The organism is Acaryochloris marina MBIC11017, from assembly GCF_000018105.1.
GTDB classification, from domain to species: Bacteria; Cyanobacteriota; Cyanobacteriia; order Thermosynechococcales; family Thermosynechococcaceae; genus Acaryochloris; species Acaryochloris marina.
In genome coordinates this window covers 2,092,169-2,114,672 of record NC_009925.1, presented here as the reverse complement: position 1 = coordinate 2,114,672, position 22,504 = coordinate 2,092,169, and the positions used below count along the sequence as shown (strand labels likewise).

23 protein-coding genes are annotated in these 22,504 nt (G+C 49.3%); 13 read left to right on the top strand and 10 right to left on the bottom strand.

What is annotated here, in order from left to right:
* The first annotated feature begins 173 nt into the window (after positions 1-173).
* The 4 genes from rpmI to accC all read left to right on the top strand — a co-directional run bounded on the left by rpmI (position 174) and on the right by accC (position 4,668).
* Entirely contained in the window at positions 174-371 is a 198-nt protein-coding gene (rpmI, locus tag AM1_RS38640) for a 50S ribosomal protein L35 (protein WP_010477430.1), read from the top strand.
* An 83-nt stretch (positions 372-454) separates the two neighbouring features.
* The gene (gene rplT, locus AM1_RS09520) at positions 455-805 is read left to right on the top strand and encodes a 50S ribosomal protein L20 (RefSeq protein WP_010477428.1); all 351 of its coding nucleotides are present in this window, start codon (positions 455-457) and stop codon (positions 803-805) included.
* A gap of 290 nt (positions 806-1,095) precedes the next feature.
* The gene (locus AM1_RS09515) at positions 1,096-3,042 is read left to right on the top strand and encodes a hypothetical protein (protein ID WP_041659545.1); all 1,947 of its coding nucleotides are present in this window, start codon (positions 1,096-1,098) and stop codon (positions 3,040-3,042) included.
* 276 nt (positions 3,043-3,318) lie between these two features.
* Positions 3,319-4,668 (top strand): acetyl-CoA carboxylase biotin carboxylase subunit, encoded by a 1,350-nt coding sequence (accC, locus tag AM1_RS09510; protein ID WP_012162621.1) that lies wholly within the window; start codon positions 3,319-3,321, stop codon positions 4,666-4,668.
* 82 nt (positions 4,669-4,750) lie between these two features.
* Here the strand turns inward: accC and AM1_RS09505 are convergent, their stop codons facing one another.
* The gene (locus AM1_RS09505) at positions 4,751-5,035 is read right to left on the bottom strand and encodes a YggT family protein (protein ID WP_010477422.1); all 285 of its coding nucleotides are present in this window, start codon (positions 5,033-5,035) and stop codon (positions 4,751-4,753) included.
* Between the two features lie 270 nt (positions 5,036-5,305).
* Here AM1_RS09505 and AM1_RS38635 point away from each other — a divergent pair, with 270 nt between their 5' ends.
* Together AM1_RS38635 and AM1_RS09500 are read left to right on the top strand one after the other, a co-directional pair.
* Positions 5,306-5,428: a photosystem II reaction center X protein gene (locus AM1_RS38635; RefSeq protein WP_010477420.1), complete on the top strand. Its 123-nt coding sequence runs from the start codon at positions 5,306-5,308 to the stop codon at positions 5,426-5,428.
* 444 nt (positions 5,429-5,872) lie between these two features.
* Positions 5,873-6,805, top strand: a complete 933-nt coding sequence (locus AM1_RS09500) for a Ycf66 family protein (protein ID WP_012162620.1) — start codon at positions 5,873-5,875, stop codon at positions 6,803-6,805.
* 42 nt (positions 6,806-6,847) lie between these two features.
* On the opposite strand, the gene ilvN is transcribed toward AM1_RS09500, so the two are convergent.
* The 4 genes from ilvN to msrB form a co-directional block, all read right to left on the bottom strand.
* A complete protein-coding gene (ilvN, locus tag AM1_RS09495; protein WP_010477416.1) occupies positions 6,848-7,366 on the bottom strand; it encodes an acetolactate synthase small subunit in 519 nt (172 codons plus the stop codon).
* A gap of 55 nt (positions 7,367-7,421) precedes the next feature.
* Positions 7,422-8,393: an alpha/beta fold hydrolase gene (locus AM1_RS09490; RefSeq protein WP_012162619.1), complete on the bottom strand. Its 972-nt coding sequence runs from the start codon at positions 8,391-8,393 to the stop codon at positions 7,422-7,424.
* Positions 8,394-8,436: 43 nt separating this feature from the next.
* Positions 8,437-8,991, bottom strand: a complete 555-nt coding sequence (locus AM1_RS09485; protein ID WP_238549210.1) for a DUF4333 domain-containing protein — start codon at positions 8,989-8,991, stop codon at positions 8,437-8,439.
* 117 nt (positions 8,992-9,108) lie between these two features.
* A complete protein-coding gene (msrB, locus tag AM1_RS09480) occupies positions 9,109-9,504 on the bottom strand; it encodes a peptide-methionine (R)-S-oxide reductase MsrB (RefSeq protein ID WP_012162617.1) in 396 nt (131 codons plus the stop codon).
* Between the two features lie 508 nt (positions 9,505-10,012).
* Here msrB and AM1_RS09475 point away from each other — a divergent pair.
* Genes AM1_RS09475 through AM1_RS09460 form a run of 4 tightly spaced genes read left to right on the top strand, consistent with a single transcriptional unit; the run spans position 10,013 to position 16,033 of the window.
* A complete protein-coding gene (locus AM1_RS09475; RefSeq protein ID WP_012162616.1) occupies positions 10,013-12,556 on the top strand; it encodes a glycogen/starch/alpha-glucan phosphorylase in 2,544 nt (847 codons plus the stop codon).
* A gap of 17 nt (positions 12,557-12,573) precedes the next feature.
* Complete coding sequence (locus AM1_RS09470; RefSeq protein WP_012162615.1) at positions 12,574-13,635, top strand: hypothetical protein; 1,062 nt, start codon at positions 12,574-12,576, stop codon at positions 13,633-13,635.
* A gap of 59 nt (positions 13,636-13,694) precedes the next feature.
* The gene (locus AM1_RS09465) at positions 13,695-15,422 is read left to right on the top strand and encodes a solute carrier family 26 protein (protein ID WP_012162614.1); all 1,728 of its coding nucleotides are present in this window, start codon (positions 13,695-13,697) and stop codon (positions 15,420-15,422) included.
* A complete protein-coding gene (locus AM1_RS09460) occupies positions 15,419-16,033 on the top strand; it encodes an acyl carrier protein phosphodiesterase (protein WP_012162613.1) in 615 nt (204 codons plus the stop codon). Before AM1_RS09465 ends, AM1_RS09460 begins: the two co-directional genes overlap by 4 nt.
* On the opposite strand, the gene AM1_RS09455 is transcribed toward AM1_RS09460, so the two are convergent.
* Complete coding sequence (locus AM1_RS09455; protein WP_010477400.1) at positions 16,003-16,452, bottom strand: Fur family transcriptional regulator; 450 nt, start codon at positions 16,450-16,452, stop codon at positions 16,003-16,005. The genes AM1_RS09460 and AM1_RS09455 overlap by 31 nt on opposite strands.
* A gap of 224 nt (positions 16,453-16,676) precedes the next feature.
* On the bottom strand, positions 16,677-17,948 hold the full coding sequence (gene sigC, locus AM1_RS09450; protein WP_012162612.1) for an RNA polymerase sigma factor SigC: 1,272 nt from the start codon (positions 17,946-17,948) through the stop codon (positions 16,677-16,679).
* 313 nt (positions 17,949-18,261) lie between these two features.
* Here sigC and AM1_RS09445 point away from each other — a divergent pair, with 313 nt between their 5' ends.
* Positions 18,262-18,804: a cofactor assembly of complex C subunit B gene (locus AM1_RS09445; protein ID WP_012162611.1), complete on the top strand. Its 543-nt coding sequence runs from the start codon at positions 18,262-18,264 to the stop codon at positions 18,802-18,804.
* Positions 18,805-18,849: 45 nt separating this feature from the next.
* Here the strand turns inward: AM1_RS09445 and AM1_RS44415 are convergent, their stop codons facing one another.
* From AM1_RS44415 to AM1_RS09435, 3 genes are all read right to left on the bottom strand, one after another.
* Positions 18,850-19,104, bottom strand: a complete 255-nt coding sequence (locus AM1_RS44415; RefSeq protein WP_071819944.1) for a GNAT family N-acetyltransferase — start codon at positions 19,102-19,104, stop codon at positions 18,850-18,852.
* Entirely contained in the window at positions 19,005-19,316 is a 312-nt protein-coding gene (locus AM1_RS42105; protein ID WP_012162609.1) for a GNAT family N-acetyltransferase, read from the bottom strand. Before AM1_RS42105 ends, AM1_RS44415 begins: the two co-directional genes overlap by 100 nt.
* Positions 19,317-19,401: 85 nt before the next feature.
* Positions 19,402-19,620, bottom strand: coding sequence for a DUF4327 family protein (locus AM1_RS09435; protein ID WP_012162608.1), 219 nt, complete (start codon positions 19,618-19,620; stop codon positions 19,402-19,404).
* Positions 19,621-19,840: 220 nt separating this feature from the next.
* On the opposite strand from AM1_RS09435, the gene AM1_RS09430 reads away from it, so the two are divergent.
* Positions 19,841-20,947 carry an NAD(P)/FAD-dependent oxidoreductase gene (locus AM1_RS09430; protein ID WP_012162607.1) on the top strand — a complete coding sequence of 369 codons (1,107 nt, stop codon included), beginning with the start codon at positions 19,841-19,843 and terminating at the stop codon, positions 20,945-20,947.
* A 15-nt stretch (positions 20,948-20,962) separates the two neighbouring features.
* A complete protein-coding gene (gene malQ, locus AM1_RS09425) occupies positions 20,963-22,483 on the top strand; it encodes a 4-alpha-glucanotransferase (RefSeq protein ID WP_012162606.1) in 1,521 nt (506 codons plus the stop codon).
* Positions 22,484-22,504 lie beyond the last annotated feature (21 nt).

Below are 22,504 nucleotides of genomic sequence, written 5' to 3'. Positions count from 1 at the left end.
CCGTCCTGCAGTCAGTCAGCAGCCTTGGCCCAAATTTAAGATTCTTCTCTCAGACTGCCCACCCAACTCAGGTGACACACTATCCGTTCGGACAGTTTGAACAGCTATTGGCAATCGGTTGTCACATATACTATGATGCTAGTTTGTGTCGATGCTGCAATTCTAGACGAACAATGCCCAAACTAAAAACCCGACGATCCGCTGCCAAACGCTTTAAACGAAGCGGAAGTGGCAAATTTATGCGTCGAAAGGCATACAAGAACCACTTGTTAGAGCATAAAGGTCCCGACCGTAAGAGCCGCCTCTCTAAGAAATGTGTGGTAAGCGAGCAAGACGCAGAAAACGTTAGAGCCATGATGCCTTACTCTTAGGGACAAAAACCGAGCCAGGCTTTGACTTTATACCTATTCAATAGTTTTCCCTACCTAAAAAATCATCAACAAGGACCAAGACCATGACTCGCGTTAAACGCGGTAACGTCGCTCGTAAGCGCCGCAAAAAGATATTAAAGCTTGCCAAAGGCTACCGAGGCTCCCATTCTCGCCTGTTTAGAATTGCGAATCAGCAGGTGATGAAGGCCTTACGTAACGCCTATCGTGATCGCCGCAAGCGTAAAAGAGATTTTCGTCGTCTGTGGATTGCCCGTATCAATGCTGCAACTCGTCAACATGGCGTCAGCTACAGCAAATTTATGGGACAGCTCAAGCGGGCTGATATTCAGCTCAACCGCAAAATGCTAGCCCAGCTTGCTGCGACGGATCCAGACAGTTTTAGCAAAATCGTTGAACTGGCTGGCAAAGCCTAACGCTTCGTCCTTAGAGCGATCGACTTGGTCCTCACAGCATCAACCCATATTTATAGCCCATCTTTCCAAGGAAAACGCTGGATCACCTAAGTGTTACCCGCAGCCATTATTAATCCTTGGAAAGATGGGCTATTTTTGATGAACTGTCAATTCTCAGTTTTCTAGCCTATTATCTACATGAGGCTTGTTTCCGCCAGACCTCTTTGTAGAGGATGTGCGGGATACATCAAATGATGTGTGAATAATACTGAGCCAGTCTTTGTGTGATTTTCTGCTTTAATCCTTAGGATATGACGAGTAACCAACCTGCCGACAGTAACCCTCCCGCTCTAGAACCTGGACAAGGATCTGAGCTGCCTGACCCTGGACAAAACCCCAAAGTTCAGAAGATCCAAAACGTCTTCGGTAAGATTGTGACCTTTAGAGGGTGGCCCTGGTTGATCACCATTATTGTGTCCTGGGTGACCGGCATGACTGCCATGCAATGGTTGTCCAGTTTGCCACCAACCCCTAACTGCAAACAGATTGCTGCGACCCTCTCTGAAGCAGAACAGCTGGAGTGTGCTGACAAGCTTGCTCGCAAAGGGACGGTTAAAGATATTAAAGCGGCCCTAGCTATTGCGGATAAATGGGATGAGGAACATCCCCTCTATCCCCGGGTATCTCTTCTATCAGACGAATGGTCTCGTTCGATTTTAGGGTTGGCGCGGCGAGAAATCTCCAAAGGTAATCTCAAAGAAGCCATTAGTCTGGCGAAAGAAGTGCCAGAGGCAAGTAGCATTCAACCTGAGTCCAAACGCCTGATCAAACGCTGGGAAGCGAATTGGGAAGCGGGAGAAGAATCCCTGGAGAATGCTCGAACAGCTATTAAGAAGCAGGATTGGACCCAGGCGGCTCTACAGGTTCGGTCTCTAGTCCAGCTGGGAGATGGCTATTGGTCCGATCAAGCCGATAAGATCTTGGGGGATATGGCGATTGAGAAAAAAGCCTTTCAAGATCTCTATAAAGCGCAAGATATCGCTGCCTATGGTCGCGCTAAAGACTTGTCGGAAGCGATTCAGCTGGCTAGCAAAATTGATCCCAAGCGCCTTGCTAAAGAAGAAGTCCAAAAAAATATTGAAAAGTGGAGTCAGAAGCTTCTGGACTTGTCAGAAGAGCACCAAGAGTATGGCCAGTTCAAAGAAGCCATTGCGGCTGCTCAACGGATTCCACCTAATACTAAAGCGGCTAAGAACGCAACGACATTAGTGCAGCTCAGCCGGGCTGAAGCAACAGTGGAGGAGGATGACTTCTACAGCTATATCCATGCTTGGACCTTAGCGGAGCAGATTGATCGCAAGAGTGACTTGTTTGAAAAAAATCGCGATCGCGTCGAAGCCTGGGAGCAAAAAATTCAAAATACTGGCCAGCTCCATTTGGCGAAATTCTTCGCCAATATTGATAACGTTCATACCTATCAGTTGGCCATGGATCATGCGGCCCTGATTGGTACAGAGAAGCCGGGTCGAATTCAGGCCCAAACCTTGATTGCCCAATGGAATCAACAGATCAATACCTTCCAAGATCGTCAGGTTTTGGCTCGGGCTCGTCAATTTGCCACGCAAAATACGACGGCAGGGTTCCAAGCGGCCATTGTAGAGGCACGGAAAGTAGAGTTTGGCAATCCGTTACGGGATGAAGCCCAAACCCTGATGCAGGAATGGGAAGGCTCCATTGAAAAGGTGGAAGATCAACCCATTCTGGATGAAGCCCGAAAATTAGCTAAAGCGGGCAAGTTAAATGATGCCATTAAAACCGCTGAACAAATCGAATCGGGACGGTCCCTCCATCGAGAAGCCCAAGACGATATCTATACCTGGGTTGCTGAAATTCAATCCGTGGAAGACCGCCCCATTCTTAGCGAAGCCAATGCCCTAGCGCGAAATGGGCGTTTGTCCGATGCGATCGCAACGGCCTCCCAGATTGGGTACGGTCGAGCCCTCTATTACGAGGCGCAGGATAAGATTGCTGCTTGGGCCGCTGAACGGGATGCAATTTATGCGTCTCGACGGCGACGAGAAGAGCCTCGGTACGAGCCTGAACCCCGCTATGAGCCCGAACCTCGATATGAACCGGAACCCGTTCCCGTTCAGCAGCAAGCTCCACCAGCCGCACCGCCACCGGCTGAAACCTATGCCCCGGATCCCGATGCAGAACTCTCTCGACCAGTCATCCTTGATCCCACGGCTGAAGAATAGCAGCGGCTTAAATGAACGCTGATAGCTGAGGTAGGAAAGAGCTATCCTCGTGTATTTGCCCTGCCTTCACTCCCAAAATGACAAGAGGAATCTTGGCTGCATCTGCATGATACGATAGCTCTGGATTTTACTTTTGACACTGCTTACCGCTACTGGACGAATGTGTGGTTGAATTTCGCTTCACGCAGCTCCTTGGGGGTTCAGACTTGGGGCGTGTAGCAGGTTCGTCCTGGGTCATTGCGAGAAGGTTATTGAGCGTTACGCTCCTGTTAAAACATGCGTTTTTCTAAGATTTTAATTGCGAATCGGGGCGAGATTGCCTTGAGGATACTCCGCACCTGTGGAGAGATGGGAATTTCCACTGTTGCCGTTCATTCCACTGTGGATCAGCAATCTCTCAATGTGCAGTTGGCAGATGAAGCGGTCTGCATTGGGGAACCCGCCAGCAGTAAGAGCTACCTCAATATTCCCAATATTATTTCGGCTGCCTTAACGCGGAATGCGACGGCCATTCATCCGGGATATGGTTTCCTGGCCGAAAATGCCCGCTTTGCCGAGATCTGTGCTGATCATAAGATTCACTTTATTGGTCCCACACCCGAAGCCATGAGGGCGATGGGAGACAAGTCTACGGCCAAAGAAACGATGCAAAAGGCTGGGGTTCCTACTGTCCCAGGAAGCGATGGCCTGGTACCGGATGAAGCGACGGCTAAAAAAATTGCGGATGATATGGGCTATCCCGTTATGGTTAAAGCCACGGCCGGGGGCGGTGGTCGAGGGATGCGCTTAGTGCGGGAACCTGAAAACTTAGGCAAGCTCTATTTAGCGGCCCAGGGCGAAGCAGAGGCTGCGTTTGGTAATCCTGGGGTCTATATTGAAAAATTTATCGAAAACCCTCGTCATATTGAATTTCAGATTTTTGCAGATAGCTATGGCAATGTGGTTCATTTGGGCGAGCGGGATTGCTCGATTCAGCGACGGCACCAAAAGTTACTGGAAGAATCGCCCAGTCCAGCCCTAAGCCCAGAGCTAAGAGAAAAAATGGGTTCCGCCGCTGTCCGGGCAGCTCAATCGATTGGCTATGTCGGTGCCGGCACCGTTGAGTTTCTCCTGTCTTCGACAGGGGAGTTCTATTTTATGGAGATGAATACCCGCATCCAGGTGGAACATCCGGTGACGGAAGTAACAACGGGCTTAGATTTGATTGCGGAGCAGATCCGCATTGCCCAGGGTGAAAAACTCAGTGTGACCCAAGATCAAGTCAAGCTAACGGGGCATGCCATCGAGTGCCGCATCAATGCCGAAGATCCCGACCATAATTTCCGCCCCCACCCAGGACGTATCAATGGCTATCTACCCCCTGGTGGGCCTGGGGTGCGGGTTGATTCTCATGTTTATACGGATTATGAGATTCCCCCTTATTATGATTCGCTGATTGGTAAACTCATTGTTTGGGGACGAGATCGACCGACTGCGATCGCACGCATGAAACGCGCCCTGCAAGAATGTGCAATTACCGGGTTGCCCACCACCATTGGCTTCCACCAAAAAATTCTAGACACTCCAGAATTTGTTCAAGGTAAGGTTTATACCAATTTCATTCAAGAAGTGATGGGATTGCAATGATGGTCTTGATGGGGCTGCTAGGCGGATTGCTTACATCGACTCTGACTTTCCACCTCAATAAGGTGAGATGGACAAAAGCAGCCTAGAACAACATTCTCAGTAGACCTTGCTGCCCGAGGAGGACCTCCCGTAGCAGACTCGTGATACCGACCCAAATAATAGGTGTGATATCGACCCCTCCCATCGGTGGAATCAGTTTACGGGTGGGGATCAAAAAGGGTTCCGTTGGCCAGGTCGCCAGGGCAATCGGCATCTGATTGAGATCCACTTGGGGATACCAAGTGAGGATAATCCTGAAAATAAAGAGAAAGATAAACAGCCCTAGGCAAAAGCTGAGGCCCCAAATAAGTAGTGTCTCTATGGTCATAAAATGGTGTCCAACCCAGTACCCTGATATGTTTCAGTGTAGCGCGTTGTCTAGGGTTGGCATAGCAGCAGCAGTTGTTTGAAGCTGACTTGAGCTGGAGAGAAGGGCAGCTCACTATGGGGCTGGCAAGGCGCAAAAAAGTGATGTGAATACAGGGGTGGTATGGGGGCTATGACTAAGTTGCCGTTAAGGAAGACTTCTCAATATCCTTACAAACCTTTAAGATTAGAGATGCTGTCGTAATATCAAAAAAATATGACTTCCATGTTAATGACAATTACCCCCTCTTTACAGGGTTTCTTTTATAGCATTCTTTTTGGAGCCATCGTGTTGGGTCTACTCGGCGGTGGATTCATCTTCTTTAGCCAAAAAGATAAGATTGTACGACGCTAGGTTTTTAGGGTGATTGTTGATCTCTAGCGTGGGCTACCTCAGTCCACCTGTAGTGCAATAATCACCTCAGCGTTTTGGTAGCTTCACTATTAATGCCATTTGGGGCAAAATATCTTAAAATATGTTTTCTTAAAGCACGGCTGGAAATACTGTTCAGCCGTTCTTCGTTTTTATAGGTTGATATGCCGCAGCGTCCTCATCATTCCTTTTTGCCATTTCTCCCCTCCTTGCTGGGTGAGATTTCAACTGTATAAAGAAACTGAGATACCCCCCTCATCCCATTTGGACCCATAACTCGTTAGCATAGAGTTTGATCAAGTTGGGGTCGTATCAGTTAAATTACAATTTGCTTCCCTACCGCCAACCTAGCCGTTCTCCTTCATTTCATTACTGATTGAGTATGCGGATTCTGGCTATCAGTCGTCACCTAGAGAGACATCCCAAGTGAATTTCGGTACTCCTGTTCCACTTATTGTTGGAGTTATTCTGATCGTCGGTGCGATCGCATTATTCTTTTTGGATAAAATCAAGCCGGGCTACCGTCGAGATTCCGATAATGTCTATGCCTTTCTCGGCTTACTAGCGGGTGTTATCCTCTTGGCCCACTTGGGTATGGAATTTACCCTGTCCCTGCAGCAGATGATTGTAGTGGGGATGTTAGTGGCGCTGATGATTGAGAATATTCAGAACCGTCTGCCCAATAATGGCCCCATGAGACAGCCTCGAGAGCGAGGCGGACCTCGAGATCGAGACGATGACTATCGCCCTAGACGACCTCAGCGCTCTAGCCGTATGCGGTCTGAAGCTCAACTGGAGTTTGAAGACGATATGCCTGCTCGACCTCGTCGTATTCGAGGGGAAGGGGACCGTCGGTCGAGACGGGATGAATATGCCTATGGGAATGACTATGATGATGCGCCCAGCCGGCGGTCTAGGCGACGGACTGCTGCCTATGATGACTATGAGCAAGGCAGCAACAGCTATTCCCAAGATAGCTATGGACAGGATCAGGCTAGCTATGGTTATGACCAAGGCTATTCTTCGTCAACTTCTTATGCCCCGCCCGAACCTTCATCAGAAGAGCGACCTCGCCGTCGTCGTCCTTTGCAATTAACGGGAGAGCTGGAAGATCAAGACTATACTCCCGATGATTACTCATCAGCGGTCAAAGCCATGAGAAACCGTCGACGTAAAAACACAGATGCTGATGACACAGGTGCGAATGGCTATTCAGCCAATGCTTCTGGCGATAGCGGTTCAGACGATGCTTACGGCCAGAACGGCAATGATGATTATGTAGACTATAAACCTCTGGATTTACCCAAGTACCCAGGCCCGGGTTCAGGTGGACCAGAGAATGACGACGGCAGTTATTAAGACTGCTCTTGAATCCTTTGAGGCTGGCAGATCTTTGAGTTGCTAAACCTTGGCTGCTAAAGATTTCAGATATTCAGTATTGACGCGTGATTCTCGGGTTAAGGCAATCTTGCCAGTTCGGGCAATTTCTTGAATGCCGAACTTGTTCAGCATTTGCACAATTGCCACCATCTTGCCTGGGTCACCTGAGACCTCGATGGTGAGAGCGTCCTCAGAAACATCCACCACTTTGGCACGAAAGATTTGGACAATTTCCACAATCTCAGAGCGTAGAGACGCCGCGGCATTGACTTTAATCAACATCAGCTCCCGCTCCACACAGGGGACTTCAGTAATATCCTGAACCTTAAGAACATTGATTAGCTTATAGAGCTGCTTGGTGAGCTGCTCAATGCTGCGATTATCACCGGGAACGACCATCGTAATGCGAGAGACCCCAATTTGCTCGGCAGGTCCAACGGCTAAACTTTCGATGTTAAATCCTCGTCGGGCAAAAAGTCCGGCGATGCGAGTGAGAACGCCAGCTTCGTCTTCAACTAAGACGGACAGTGTATGTTTCATGGTTTGATTCAGCCCCAGCTTGGGGTGGTGTAATGGCCTGATTATGCAACCAAATCTAGGCGCAGTGCAACTGTTCTGGCTGTGGCTGCTGGATAGGGAAGTGAGCGGCGAGCCAGTCTAGAAGAATAGGGTTGAGTCGGTCTGGACATTCATCATGGGGGCAATGGCCCGCATGGGCTAACTCGACCAGCTGGATTCGAGGATTGCAGCGGGCAAAGAGCGGTCCCAATTTGGGTGGGATCATGACATCTTGCTGCCCCCACACCAACAGAATCGGAATCGTTAATTGAGGCAGCATCTCCTTAGCCGTATGTTGAGGGACTTGGGGCTTGGACATAGTGTTGACCATGGCTCGGAGGGCATCTGCGGCCCCCTGATCATAGGCAGGGCTGGAAAGGATATCGACGAGATCATCTTCAACGGACGTGGTATCGATATAGGCTTTCTTGACCCAGGAACGAATAATCTTGGGCTGGCGAATGAATTGAAAAAACGGGTTGAAGATTGGGGGCGCAGTGAACAAGGCTTTGGCGAATGCGGCTACGGGATTGAGGGCGAGTTTCAAAGGTGCGATCGCAGGTTTGACCCATGAAGGATTTTTCAACACCGATGTATCCGGCAGGGTTAGCATGGCCAATCCCGCCACCATCTCTGGGTAAAGGGCTGCAGCCGTAAGACTGACCAAGGATCCTAAAGAATTACCCACCAAAACCATTGGGGTGCGGATATAGGTCTGCCAAAAGTCATGAACCTGTTCCACCCATAGGGTCACTAAATAGTCGGTAGAGACTTTCTCGGATGCCCCAAATCCTAGTAAATCTAGCGCATAGATGGTTCGGTCTTTGGCAAACACCGGTATATTGAATCGCCAATGGCCGATCGAAGCTCCGAACCCATGTAATAGCAGCATGGGGGGCTGCGTTGTCTCCTGTTGTCCGCGCATAAAGGTATAGCGAATTTGCCATCCCCGCCAAGCCCAGTCTCGCTGGTGGCCGATTTGCTGTTGCCAAGTTCTGGATGTACTCAATCCGATTGCCTACCCTACTGTCGACTCAATTCTAGTGATATCCCTATGGGGCAGAGGACGGTTTATTGTCTGCAGCTGGATCAGAACGATCTAAAAACTGAAAATTGACTTTCCCCTGCTCATCCGTGACTTTGACCATCACCTTACCTGGATCATCATTCCCTTCTTGGACCCCGCACTCAAATGTGTCCCCTTGATGAGCAATTTTGAACTTGCCATCACAGGAGGCTTTGACTTTGCTTAAACGCTCATTTTTGAAGGTCTTCTCAATATTCTCTTCAATCACTCCTAAATTGACTAGGCCCGTTTGTACAGACCATGAAATATCGCCTTGGTCATCCTTTAAGGTGACTTGGGTTTTGAGAATATTTCCTTCTAGGGCATAAATATCACAAACAAACCTCTTACCGACTTTGCTTTCAATATCTTGGGGACATTTAACCGAGTGCACTGCAATTTCAGTTTTGCGCTCAAATTCCTGGTGAATTCGGCGACCTACTTCATCTCCATCCACGATGGGAGCACAGGCTAGAAGCACGGTGGGGAGCAGGATGAGACTATACCCTTGCAAATATTGCAAGCCACGATTTCTGTTCACGGGTGTTTAGCGAGAGATGATGAGACTTTAAAGGACTATGAGCACTGTTGGGCCTATAAGTTCCAGAGATTGGGCTATAGCCCAATCTGAGGTTAACCCCCATGATTGACTCAACGTTTAACTTTTGGGGACAAATTTGAGGGCAGCAGAGTTCATGCAATATCTTAAGCCCGTAGGTTTTGGACCATCATTAAAAACATGGCCAAGATGGGCATCGCAGACAGCGCAGAGTACCTCAGTTCGAACCATAAACAAACTGCGATCCGTCTTTTCCTCGACATGGGTTTTATCCGCTGGTGCCCAAAAGCTAGGCCAGCCCGTCCCAGAATCAAATTTGGTATCGGATGTGAATAATTCGGTACCGCAACACACACATTGGTAGGTGCCTGCTGCCTTGAGGTCATGGTATTCCCCGGTAAAGGCCCGCTCCGTTCCATGGTGACGGGTCACACGGAACTGTTCTGGAGTGAGTTGGGCTTCCCATTCCTGCTCCGTTTTCTGTACTTTTTCCATAAATCTTGTGTTGAGTCAGAAGGGCAATATTGCTTAAGCGATATCAGGAGAAACATTCACAGCCGCCACAATTGAGCGAACTATTGATATCTCTTCTCTAAATCCTAACGTTACTTTTTCCATCTTTGGGGCTGGTGGGTGGTGATTCCCCCCAGGGAGGGTGGATAACCGATATCCTTGGCACTTTCCACTCAGAGCTGGAACGAATCCTTAGCTTCTAAACAGGTCGATGAGGGTTAATGCACTGAATCTAAGGGGTAATGCACTGAATCTAACTGTTCCCTATCCCCATTGGGAGGTCGTGGGGGCCAAATGCAGCCCATGGGTCTGCAGGATCGGAGAAAAAGGGTGGGGATCTAAAGCAAATCCTAAATTATGAAGTTAAGGGGTGGCTTCTAGTGCTGCACAGCACAAACATGATTAACATTGAATGATAATAATCTGAGCACAGCTCTCAAGTGCGATTGAGGCTGACCGTTTATTCCTGGTACTTTCTTTATTTAATGCAATGACCAGCAATCCTTCAGCCCAAATTCATGGTTCTTCTAGCGAACTGTCCCTCGATGCTATCGACCTACAAGATCGCTGCGAGTTAAGCAATCGCACCGGCATGGATAGCGAAACCCTTAAGCGGGCTTTCCTGAATAATCTTTTCTACGTCCAGGGTAAATTTCCTGCCCTGGCGACGACCAATGACTACTATATGGCTTTGGCCTATACCGTTAGAGACCGCCTCCTCCAACGATGGATCAATACAGCCGCCACCTATACTGAACTCGGGTCCCGAACGGTTGCCTATTTCTCTGCAGAGTTCTTGATGGGACCGCATCTGGGCAATAACCTTATTAACCTCGGCATTTATGACCAAGTTGAGCAAGGCATGGCAGAGTTAGGCCTGAGCTTGGATGAGCTGCAAGAGGAAGAAGAAGAGCCAGGCTTAGGCAATGGTGGACTAGGGCGTTTAGCTGCCTGCTACTTGGACTCCCTCGCCACCTTAGATATTCCGTCTTTGGGATATGGCATTCGCTACGAATTTGGCATTTTTGATCAAGATATTCGCGATGGCTGGCAAGTCGAGCGGACCGACAAATGGCTAAGCGCAGGCAATCCCTGGGAAATCGCCCGACCTGAATGGTCTGTAGAGATTAAGTTGGGCGGCCACACAGAACATTACACGGACGATCACGGTAACTATCGGTCTCGCTGGGTGCCGGATCAAGTGGTTAAAGGGATTCCCTATGACACCCCTATCCTGGGCTATCAGACTAATACAGCCAATACCCTGCGTCTGTGGACGGCTGAAGCACCGGAGTCCTTTGACTTTAGGTCCTTTAACTCCGGCGATTATTTGGGGGCCGTCTACGAAAAGATGATCTCGGAAAATATTTCCAAGGTCCTTTATCCCAATGATGATTCATCCCAAGGTAAGCAACTCCGCCTCACCCAGCAGTTTTTCTTTGTCTCCTGTTCGCTGCAGGATATGATTCGCATTCTCCATGGTCAGAACTTGCCCTTGGAAAATTTCCACAAGAAATTTGCGGTTCAGTTAAATGACACCCACCCTGCCATCTCTGTGGTGGAACTGATGCGGCTGCTGATCGATCATCATCAAATGGACTGGGAGCAGGCCTGGACCATTACCCATCAGACCTTTGCCTATACCAACCATACCCTCTTACCTGAGGCCCTAGAACGATGGCCCATTGAGTTGTTTGGGTCCCTGTTACCTCGCCATTTAGAACTGATTTACGAAATTAATCAGCGCTTCTTAGACGAGGTGCGGATTAAGTTCCCCGATGATGAAGAGCGCATGATCCGCATGTCTCTGATTGATGAAAGTGGGGAACGGTATGTGCGCATGGCTCACCTGGCCTGTGTCGGTAGCCATGCTATTAACGGGGTTGCAGCGCTACATACAGAATTGCTGCAAAAAGATGTGCTACGGGATTTCTATGAAATGTATCCCCATAAGTTCACCAATAAAACCAATGGAGTGACCCCCCGTCGGTTTATGGTTCTCAGCAATTCTCAACTCAGCAAGCTGATTACGAGCAAAATTGGTGACTCTTGGATCAAAAATCTGAAGGAACTGCAGCAGTTAGAGCAGTTTGTCGATGATGCTGGTTTTCAAGTGGAATGGCGGCGGATTAAGCAGCACAGCAAAACTGAGCTGGCGACTTATATCCAAAACAATAACAATATTACCGTTGACCCAGATTCCCTGTTTGATATTCAGGCGAAGCGGTTTCATGAATATAAGCGCCAACATTTAAGCCTGCTTCATATCGTCACCCTCTATAACCGCATTAAGGCCAATCCTGATATTGAGATTACGCCTCGCACCTTTATCTTTGGTGGAAAAGCAGCGCCAGGCTATTTTATGGCCAAGCTGATTATCAAGCTGATCAACTCTGTCGGGAATGTAGTTAACCGCGATCCAGATGTGCGGGGACGGCTAAAGGTGGTCTTTTTGAAGGACTATAACGTTAAGCTAGCTCAGCGCATTTATCCCGCTGCTGATTTATCGGAACAGATTTCTACTGCGGGTAAAGAGGCGTCGGGCACAGGCAATATGAAATTTGCCCTGAATGGTGCCCTGACCATTGGTACCTTAGATGGAGCCAATGTGGAGATTCGGGAGGAAGTGGGCGAAGAGAATTTCTTCTTATTCGGCCTGACGACTGAAGAGGTTTATCACAAGCGAGCCCATGGCTATCGGTCTCGGGATTATTACCATACCAACGCTGAGCTAAAGCTGGCGATCGATCGAATCGCTTCTGGTTTTTTCTCCCAGGGAGATGCAGAGCTGTTTCGACCTTTGGTTGATGATCTGCTCAACCAGGACCAATATTTCCTCTTTGCGGACTATGCGTCCTATATTGCTTGTCAAGATCAGGTGGCTGCGGTCTATAAAGATCAGACTAAGTGGACTCGCATGTCGATTTTGAATGCAGCCCGTATGGGTAAATTCTCTTCGGATCGCTCGATTGAAGACTATTGTCGAGATATCTGGAAAGTTGAACCCGTGAACGTTGAATTGCGTCAGTGCTAGGCATCAGCACCTAAATCATGGACAGTTTAGAACAGCTGGTTCAAGGACAGGTGCTCACAGAGCCTCAAAAGGCTGAATTAGGCCAATGGATGCTGTCTGAGCCGGATCGGGCAGCCGCTTTTGGCCTAACTCCAGCCTCAGTAGAAGCAACCCTTCATCAGTTCGCCCAGCTCCTTCCCCGAATCTACCCCCCGGTGGAAGAGTTTTGGTGTGGAGACTGTCAAATATTCACCTCGCCCCTACAGCCCCTCTGGCGGGTATGGATGCCGCTAGCCTGCCAGATAGCGGAAGCGAGACGGAAGCTGAATCGCCCACTAATCCAAGGCATTTTGGGCATGCAGGGGGCTGGAAAAACGACCCTGACCACGGTGCTGCAGATCGTTCTAGAACAGCTAGGGTATTCGTGCTGCTGCCTGTCCATCGATGATCTCTATAAGACCTATAGTGAGCGTCAGCAGCTGCAAGTGGAGGACCCTCGACTAAAATGGCGAGGGCCACCAGGAACCCATGATGTTGATTTGGGCCTTCAAATTCTGGATCAGGTGCGAGCCAACGAGGCCAATACTCAAATTCAAATCCCTCGGTTTGATAAATCGGCCTTTGGCGGACAGGGCGATCGCAGTGGGTTTGAATCGGTGCCGACCGCTGATATCGTCCTTTTTGAGGGTTGGTTTGTGGGGGCACAACCTATTCCGCCTGACCTCTTTGAACAAGCCCCTGCACCGATTGATACGCCCGCTGATCGCAAGTTCGCCATGGAAATGAACCAGCGCTTGCAGGATTACTTGCCTCTCTGGGACCGTCTCGACCGTTTGATGGTGCTGAATTTAGCGGATTATCAACTCAGTAAGCAGTGGCGAAAAGAGGCAGAACATAAAGCGATCGCAATGGGTAACGCTGGCATGAGTGATGGGGAAATCGATGAATTTGTGGATTACTTTTGGAAGGCGCTGCATCCCGAGCTATTTGTAAAACCTTTGACTACTCAGCAAAACGGGGCCGATCTGGTGATTACCGTGAATGCAGATCACACCTTCGGCGATATTTATCAGCCCAGTCACAGGTCTGAGATGGCCTAGCGCCATTGCTGTAATCAAATCAAGCTAATATCAATCCAGACTGAACTGAAGCATAAACTGTGGCTAAGAACGGCAAGTCTGGGCTGCGATCACGGGTACCGGGTTGGTGGCAGCTGACCCATTATCAATGGCAGTGGTTGCGGCAGGATAGTATCGCGGGTATAACGGTCGCGGCTTATTTGATTCCTCAATGTATGGCCTATGGGGAGTTAGCGGGGGTGGAGCCTGTGGCTGGCTTGTGGGCTATTTTGCCTGCCATGCTGATCTACGCGATGTTTGGATCTTCGTTGCAACTCTCCTTAGGACCTGAGTCGACAACCGCTGTGATGACGGCGGTCGCCATTGGGCCTTTAGTGGCCGGTGGAGCCTATGAGGCGGCGAGTTGGGCTGCGGTCTTAGCCCTGTTTGTCGGATTGGTTTATTTGATTGCTTATATCGCTCGACTGGGCTTTCTGGCTGATTTACTGTCGAAGCCCATTTTAGTGGGATATATGGCAGGAGTCGCCCTGATTATGATCATTGGTCAGCTCGGTAAGGTTAGCGGTATTCCCATTCAATCTGAGAGTTTGGTGGGAGAGGTGCAAGACTTTGTGACCCAATTCAATCAGCTGCATCCACCGACCTTTGTGTTGGCAACCGCTGTCTTGTTTTTTCTCTTTGTGATTCAAACTCGCTTTCCCAAATGGCCGGGGCCGCTGATTGCAGTTTTATTGGCAACGGCAGCGGTCGCTGTTTTTCAGCTCGATCAGCAAGGCGTCAAGGTGGTAGGCACCATCCCAGCGGGTTTGCCCACGCCACTCCTGCCCGGATTCTCACCTGCCAAAATTTCTACTTTGCTCGCGGCAGCAGTGGGCATTGCCGTGGTGGGATATTCGGATAATGTATTGACGGCCCGATCCTTTGCTAACCGTAATGGCTACCAAATCGACGGGAATCAAGAACTGTTGGCCTTAGGCATCGCGAATTTGGCCACGGGGCTGCTGCAAGGCTTCCCCATCAGCAGCAGTGGTAGCCGTACCGTGATTGGTGATGCGTTGGGGAGTAAGACCCAAGTGTTTTCCTTGGTCGCGTTTGGGGTGGTGGTCATTGTTTTGCTGTTTCTACGGCCTGTACTGGCGCTCTTCCCGACCGCAGCCCTCGGGGCAATTGTAATCTTTGCGGCGACCCGACTGATTGAATGGGCAGAATTTAAGCGACTCTGGCGGTTTCGAAAAACGGAGTGGGGGTTAGCCATCATCACGACGTTAGGCGTGTTGGGAACGGATATTTTACTGGGGGTGGCGGTGGCCGTGGGCTTGTCGGTGATTGATCTGTTTGCTCGGATTGCTCGCCCCCATGATGCCGTGTTGGGGAAAGTTCCTGGCATGGCTGGCCTCCATGATATTGCCGATTGGGAGGGGACGGCGACCTGGCCAGGTTTAGTGATTTATCGCTATGATGCGCCCCTTTGTTTTGCCAATGCCGAAAATTTTAAGCAGCGAGTCTTGGATGCGATCGCAACTGAAGAACCCCCTGTCCACTGGTTTGTCCTCAATACGGAAGCCATTATCAATATTGATATTACGGCGGTCGATATGCTGGAAGAGCTGCGTCAAGAACTCGCTAAGCACAACATTCAGTTTGGCATTGCCCGGATGAAACAAGACCTTTATGGTCAGCTGCAGCCCACCGCTTTTCTGAAAAACATTCCGCCAGAGTTCATTTTTGCCACGCTACCCACAGCAGTCTCGGCCTATACGACCCAATACCCCGTGTCTGCTAATCCTTTGGATCAATCTTCTACATGAACTTTTTAGCCCATCTCTACCTAGCTCAGCCGACCGTTGAACATCGGTTAGGCAACTTACTCGCAGACTTCATTAAAGGGGCGGTCCGTCAACAGTTCTCTGTGGAGATGCAAGCAGGGATGAAACACCACCAACAGATTGATAGTTTTACGGATTGTCATCCGGTGGTTCGCCATAGCAAACGTTTGATCAGTCCTGCGCATCGCCGGATGGCAGGCATCTTAGTGGATATTTTTTACGATCACCATCTAGCGTGCCACTGGTCAGAGTATAGTGATGTTCCCCTGGCGACGTTTACCCAGGAGATTTACCGTTCATTCCAAACCTATAGTGGCTGGCTGCCTACGGATGTTCACATTCTTTTGAATCGGATTGCCGCAGAAGATTGGCTAACCCAATATCAATCCATTGAGGGCATCGAGACTACCTTGTCTCGCTTATCTCGCAGAATTAGCCACCGTTGGCAGCGTTCCGTTAACCTATGCCCTGCTATTGAAGATTGGTTGACCCACTACCCCACTGTTGCCCAGGACTTTGCGCAATTTTTCCCAGACATGATTCAACATTGTCACACCCTGGATCAGGTGGGCAGTAAAGACCGCTGGCATTGAGGGCAAATGGCATGAATCGACAGTTGACAGTCCAATAAATGGAAGCCTGACTTTTTCGCTGTCTTTGAGCCAATCTTCAAAACAGAGTCACTTTTAAACTCAATGGTTTTGTTGCATTTAACGCAAATCAGGTGGTGATGATGGTAGGGATAGGGCTGATTTAGTTCATAGTGTTTATGACCTTCAGCGAATTCTAACTCTCGCAAAATCCCCATGCGAGCCATTAATTTTACCGTTCTATAAATCGTGGATAAACTAATAGGCTCACCCTGTTCTTCCAAGAGATTGTATAAATCTTCAGCGCTTAAATGCTTCCCTTTTTGCAGGTTTTGAAACACATTGAGGATTGTTTCTCGTTGAGGTGTAAGACGCCACCCTCGATCGTTGAGTTCTGCTTTAAGTGAGTTAGCACTGTACATAGTCTTTTCTCAAGAACATGAGCTTATTGAAAGTCTAACGAATGATGGATCCTTTGGCAACAAGAAGATTCTATTGAGAAAAGTAAAGCGAGGGCTTGGATCCTGAAGACGTCTGTAATTCTATACGCTGTCCTGCATTGCAGTCTATTTGCCCTTGATGCAAGAAAGGGGATCGCTTAGCGATCCCCTTAGGGTGATCTTGGCAATTGTTAAGGTCGAGAGGGTTAGGCAAAGGCCTCTAAAAAGTCACGGATGCGGTTACGTCGCTTGGGTTGTCGAAGCTTTTGTAACGCCTTCGATTCAATTTGGCGAACCCGCTCCCGTGATAAATCTAAGGACTTACCAATTTGGGCAAGGGAATGAGTTTTGCCATCATTGAGGCCAAATCGCATGGTGATCACATCTCGCTCCCGAGGGGTTAGGTCGGCGAGGAGCTGCTTCAGTTCTTGTTGTAAGGACTCTCGCATGATCAGCTCTTCTGGAGAAATATCATCCGTTTCTAGCAGGTCACCTAACTCTGTATCTTTGTCCTTACCAACTTTGATCTCCAGGGAGACGGAGCGGGGGACGCGGACTAAGAGTTCCCGAATTTGCTCCGGGGTCATATCCATTTCCTGGGCAATGTCCTCAATGCTGGCGGTGCGGCCTTTGCTTTGGGACAGCTTGCGCTGAGCCTTCTTGATTTTGTTTAGCTTCTCAGTGATATGGACCGGGAGGCGGATGGTGCGGCTTTGAGTTGCTATCGCACGGGTGATCCCTTGGCGAATCCACCAGTAGGCATAGGTACTAAAGCGATACCCTTTAGTGGGATCAAACTTTTCAACTGCCCGTTCTAGACCTAAGGTTCCTTCTTGAATCAAGTCCAGAAGTTCTAAACCTCGGTTTTGGTATTTCTTCGCGACCGAGACGACCAAGCGTAGATTGGCTTGAATCATATGCTCTTTCGCTTTAATGCCTTGCTTAACGATTTGGTCAAGCTCCGCATTGGATAACTCAGCTTTCTCTGCCCAGGCGGTTTTGCCTTCAGCTAGGCGGGGCTTCAGATCTGCGACTGGAATATCAGCTTCCTTGGCCCAGCGGTTGAAGGACGGACGATGCCCCAACATGGCGGTCAATCGATCGCGGACATCCGTTAAACGGGCATACTCAGCAATCACTGGATGGCTTTCTAAAAATTCTTCTCGCGTTTCCAGTAGATGCATATAGCGTTGCACCTTCTGGGCTTCAGCGACTTCTTCATCCCGCTCTAGTAGGCTTACTCGGCCAATTTCTTGCAAGTATAACCGCACCAAATCCGTCGTTCCCCGACGATTGGCAGCAGAAATGGGAGTCATCTTCAAAGCGGCAAGATCTTCGGAAGCATCATCATCTAAATCAGCGTTTGGATCAAACTCTACTTCCTCAGGTTCATTGGAATTTTGATCAAGGTCACGACTGTTCCCTTGACCGTCATAAACGGCATGAATGACTTCTGCTTTTTGCGGAATTGCCGACATCTAAGATCACCTCTAACAGGTTAAAGCGAAAACAGCTCCCTTCCTCTATAGTTCCCAAAAAATAAGACTTTCAAGCATATGAAGAGTTCTAGTTTTGGCTGTAAACTAAACAGAGAAGATACATCCAAGTGATTATTTCGCCGCTGCCAAATAATGGTTTCTTGTTTGGAAGACAGTAGAAATTACAACAATTTTTCACTGGATGTGTTTCCATACCATATGGTTTCTTCCAAGTGCTTGCAGTGACTGAGGTCAACTCGATCTGGCAACTTGCATCACATTTGTTTTATTCACTGGGCTTAAATCACCTATGATGCGCTCCTTTGTTTTACCCTCAACCTTTCTGCTGACCTTATTGCTGATGGTGGGGTTATTCTTCTTTGTTCGCGCCTCGGTGAAGGATCGGACAGAAGAGTTGCAGTGGCTATCTAGCCAGCCAGAAGAAGCCGTGCTCAAGAAAGTGGAAGACCACCTAACGAATCGGTCCTATCGGCTCTCGGCTTTAGACAAAGAATTGGATCAAGTCACCTTTGAAGGGACGGTACGGCCTAGCGTGGTGTTGGCCTGTTTTCTAACCGCCCTGATGCTAACGGCAACCCTGTGCTTAAGCCTAGTATTTAGCATTCTCTTTCCCTCCGTAGGCTTTGGCTTTACGGTGATCACCGTTATTTCACCGGTGGCAGGCTGGTTTTATTGGCAAAAGGCCCAACGGCCTGAACAGGTTAGACTCAAGGTAGAATCGGTGGCCTCTTCTGGAGAGACAGACCCCCAAACCCTACTCACGGTGATTGCCCACCGGGATGAAATCACGGCAATGCGCCCAACCCTAAAGACCTTCGGCGTCATTGCACCATAGATTTCGGTTATCCTCAGATATTTAGGGCATTGTCCCCAACTCAATCTAGTGGCGAGAGACCTGCTGATTGATGCGTGGGATATAGCTCTCGCTGGTGGGAACACCCCCATTTTTTTGCATGACCTTTACAGAGGCTCGATTGGCTGGGTTACAGGTGACTAAAATAGGCTGAATTCCCCTTTTTAGGGCTTTCGCTAGTGTCAATACCAACAGCTGAGTACCATTTCCTTGGCCTCGGTCTGCAGGACGAACCCTATAGCCGATATGCCCCCCACCTCTTCTAGAGAGGGCGTTAAGCAATGGCGTAGCCGACTTTCGCCTAACACTCGATTGCTTTCATTGATCAGCCAAAAAGTGGTCGCCGGAACAAATCCCGGTTTCAGGTCAATACCGAGGGCGTTCTGTTCTCGCTGGTGAAGGTAGGCCAGAAAAGAGTTTTGAATAAAGGAGATGTTTTGGATGTTTTGATCATGAATGCATGTTTCACCCGCATGCTGAAAGTTGCTCACCATGCTTAGAAATTCAGGCTGCAGTGGGCTGAATCAGTTGCAAGCGCGAGGGTTTGAGTTCAATCAATGCGGAGTGAAAACTGTGCTGTTATTCGTCTTCCCAGGTTTCAACTTCTAGGAAACTGGCAATTGGATCTTGCATCGAAAATTCAAAGTCGATTAACTCATCTTTTAGATAAGACCACTTATCGGGAAACAGCAATCCAACTTTCCATAAGCTATCGGTTGGCTTGAGTTTTTGAGAATTGACTAACGACTGCACTTGGCGCTGCAGTTTACCCATTGGGTGCAGAACCGCCGGAGTCATGGTGGTGTTTGTCATATATGGATTGTAGAAAGATTAAACAGGTTGCTAATAGTGCAAACACTAGAAACAGCTGTGTTGCGCTTTCTAAGAGGTGTTGCGCAACCGGCTGATTTAATTCGCTCATAATCCTAGCACATGCTTATGAATTTCTTGGACGGCAGATTATTGATTTTTCCTTAATAATCATGCTATTCATAAGTTCCTCAATACAAAAATTGCAATGCAAATTGGCATTATTGGCTGTGGTGTTGTGGGAGCAGCAATTGCCTTTGAACTCAGTCAGACCCATCAGGTGACCGTGTGGGATGCACGGTCTCCCCATCAATGGCAGGCGACAGGTGCGGCCCTGGGGGTGCTGATGGCAGCTATTACGCCGAAATTAAAGGGCAAACATCTACAGTTACGCTTAGATAGCTTAAAGCTGTACGAAACCCTAATACCTGAGCTGGAAGCGATCACCCACATATCCTTGCCCTATAACCGTCAAGGCATTTTACGGCTGTGCTTTGATGGAGATGAGTTAAACCGTTGGTCTAGAACTCAGCAAGTTCGGGCTCAACAAGGCTTTCACCTAGATATCCTGGATCAGGACCAGCTATTTCAAACCTATCCCCATTTAAAAACCGCTCATCTGTGGGAATCAAAAGCGCCAGCGGTGGGTGCCATCTATTCTCCGCAAGATCGCCAATTTGATCCTGTTGCGTTATCGGCAGCCTTGATAACCGCTGCTCAGAAAAATGGGGCCGAGGTTTATTTCAATACAACTATCTCTGGCTTCAAACCCTTGCAAGCAGGTGATCCCCGGTCGCTAACGCATGTCTGCTCATCTACCGATAGCTATCCCGTGGATTGGGTGATTGTGTCGGCAGGATTAGGATCAACACCTCTGACCACCACTCTCCAGCAGACCGTGCCGATTTATCCGGTTTTGGGACAAGCGCTACATCTCCAACGCCAGTATCCCCTTGCAGACCTGTTGCCTGTCGTCAATGGTGATCAGGCGCATATAGTGCCCCTAAATGCCTCGGAGGTATGGGTGGGGGCGACGGTTGAATTTCCGTCTGAGGTGGGAGGCGCTATCGAAGCCGATCCAGTTCAATTAAAGGAGCTGCATCAACGTGTGATCGCACTCGATGCTTCCCTTGCCCATGCCAAAGTTCTCAGAACCTGGTCTGGCTTACGTCCTCGCCCCCATGAACGGCCTGCCCCGATCATTGAACGACTCCCGGGTTATGACAATGTGGTGGTGGCCAGTGGACATTATCGTAATGGTGTCTTATTAGCCCCCATTACGGCCCAAAAAGTGCGACAGTTGATATCGAACTAAAGTGAGTTCTTGCGTATGCCCTTCCCCCGAGCTAGTGGCCTTCTCCTGCATCCGACGTCGTTTCCAGGTCGATTTGGAGTTGGTGACCTAGGGCCAGAAGCCTATCGATTCGTTGATTTTATGGTCCAAAGTGGTCAGCAGCTATGGCAGGTGCTGCCCCTAGGGCCAACGGGGTTTGGTAACTCCCCCTACATGTGTTATTCCGCAATGGCGGGCAATCCCCTCTTGATTAGTCTGGAGCAACTACAGGAGCAGGAGCTATTGCAAGAGGAAGATCTGGAGCTAGGCGTGGGCTTTCGCCCGGAGACCATCGCCTACGAGCAGGTCATTCCCATGAAGCAGGGGCTGCTACGGCTGGCCTATGACAATTTCAAAGCGGGCGTTTTTCCAGAGCTTGCCCTCGCGTTTCAGAAATTTTGCCAAACCAGAGCCTGGCTGGAAGATTTCGCCTTTTTTATGGCCCTCAAGGATGCCCATTGGGGGGCGGCCTGGAATACGTGGCCCCAAGAAATTGCCCAGCGCCAACCTGCTGCTATGGCGGAGTGGCAGCAAAAGCTGCAGTCCGATATCGAGATGCATAAGTTTTGGCAATTTCAGTTTTTTCAGCAATGGTCCAATCTGAAACAGTACGCCAACGATAACGGCATTCAAATCATTGGTGATATTCCCATCTACGTCGCCCACAATAGTTCAGATGTGTGGTCGAATCCCGATCAGTTTTTCCTCGATCCAGAAACCCTTGAACCCGCGCTGATGGCTGGCGTGCCCCCGGATTACTTTAGTGAAACCGGACAGCTCTGGGGCAATCCCATCTACCAGTGGAAGCGAATGGAGAAGCAAGGCTTTAAATGGTGGATTCAGCGCTTCCGCACCATGCTGGACTATGTGGATCTGATTCGGGTAGATCACTTCCGGGGCTTCCGAGCCTTTTGGCAGGTCAAGCAAGGGGAAAATACTGCCATGAATGGCGAGTGGGTTGTAGCTCCTGGAGATGAGCTGTTCGAAGCCCTGCGAGATGAGCTGGGCAAGCTGCCGATTTTGGCGGAAGATCTGGGCATCATTACCCCTGATGTGGAGGAACTCCGGGATAAGTTTGAATTTCCGGGCATGAAGATTCTCCATTTTGCCTTTGGTTCTGGTTCGGGTAATCCCTACCTACCCTTTAACCATGTGCAGAACTGTTTGGTCTACACAGGCACCCATGACAACAACACGACGGTGGGCTGGTTTCACGATATGCCTGACCATGAGCGGGTGTTTGTGGAGGGCTATATGGGCGGCTTGTCCCAGGAAGGCATCCACTGGGATTTAATTCGACTGGCCCTCAGTTCGGTGGCAAATCAGGTGATTATCCCTGTGCAAGATCTGCTGGGGCTAGGCACTGAGGCCCGCATGAACTTACCCAGTACATCAGGGGGCAACTGGGCTTGGCGGTATCGTTCGGGTGGATTGACGGATGCGATCGCAGAACGGTTACTGCAACTCACGGATACCTACGGTCGTGCCCCAGTCAAAACAGATGACTCCTGGGATTAGTAGTGGCGCGTTAGGTTCTCC

Coding starts and splice junctions, on each gene's coding strand:
- AM1_RS09475 (WP_012162616.1), top strand. CDS start 10,013: ATGACCAGCAATCCTTCAGCCCAAATTCATGGTTCTTCTAGCGAACTG.
- rpmI (WP_010477430.1), top strand. CDS start 174: ATGCCCAAACTAAAAACCCGACGATCCGCTGCCAAACGCTTTAAACGA.
- sigC (WP_012162612.1), bottom strand. CDS start 17,948: ATGTCGGCAATTCCGCAAAAAGCAGAAGTCATTCATGCCGTTTATGAC.
- AM1_RS42105 (WP_012162609.1), bottom strand. CDS start 19,316: ATGGTGAGCAACTTTCAGCATGCGGGTGAAACATGCATTCATGATCAA.
- AM1_RS09430 (WP_012162607.1), top strand. CDS start 19,841: ATGCAAATTGGCATTATTGGCTGTGGTGTTGTGGGAGCAGCAATTGCC.
- accC (WP_012162621.1), top strand. CDS start 3,319: ATGCGTTTTTCTAAGATTTTAATTGCGAATCGGGGCGAGATTGCCTTG.
- msrB (WP_012162617.1), bottom strand. CDS start 9,504: ATGGAAAAAGTACAGAAAACGGAGCAGGAATGGGAAGCCCAACTCACT.
- AM1_RS09435 (WP_012162608.1), bottom strand. CDS start 19,620: ATGACTCCGGCGGTTCTGCACCCAATGGGTAAACTGCAGCGCCAAGTG.
- AM1_RS09470 (WP_012162615.1), top strand. CDS start 12,574: ATGGACAGTTTAGAACAGCTGGTTCAAGGACAGGTGCTCACAGAGCCT.
- ilvN (WP_010477416.1), bottom strand. CDS start 7,366: ATGAAACATACACTGTCCGTCTTAGTTGAAGACGAAGCTGGCGTTCTC.
- AM1_RS09505 (WP_010477422.1), bottom strand. CDS start 5,035: ATGACCATAGAGACACTACTTATTTGGGGCCTCAGCTTTTGCCTAGGG.
- AM1_RS09460 (WP_012162613.1), top strand. CDS start 15,419: ATGAACTTTTTAGCCCATCTCTACCTAGCTCAGCCGACCGTTGAACAT.
- AM1_RS09515 (WP_041659545.1), top strand. CDS start 1,096: ATGACGAGTAACCAACCTGCCGACAGTAACCCTCCCGCTCTAGAACCT.
- AM1_RS38635 (WP_010477420.1), top strand. CDS start 5,306: ATGACAATTACCCCCTCTTTACAGGGTTTCTTTTATAGCATTCTTTTT.
- malQ (WP_012162606.1), top strand. CDS start 20,963: ATGCCCTTCCCCCGAGCTAGTGGCCTTCTCCTGCATCCGACGTCGTTT.
- AM1_RS09455 (WP_010477400.1), bottom strand. CDS start 16,452: ATGTACAGTGCTAACTCACTTAAAGCAGAACTCAACGATCGAGGGTGG.
- rplT (WP_010477428.1), top strand. CDS start 455: ATGACTCGCGTTAAACGCGGTAACGTCGCTCGTAAGCGCCGCAAAAAG.
- AM1_RS09445 (WP_012162611.1), top strand. CDS start 18,262: ATGCGCTCCTTTGTTTTACCCTCAACCTTTCTGCTGACCTTATTGCTG.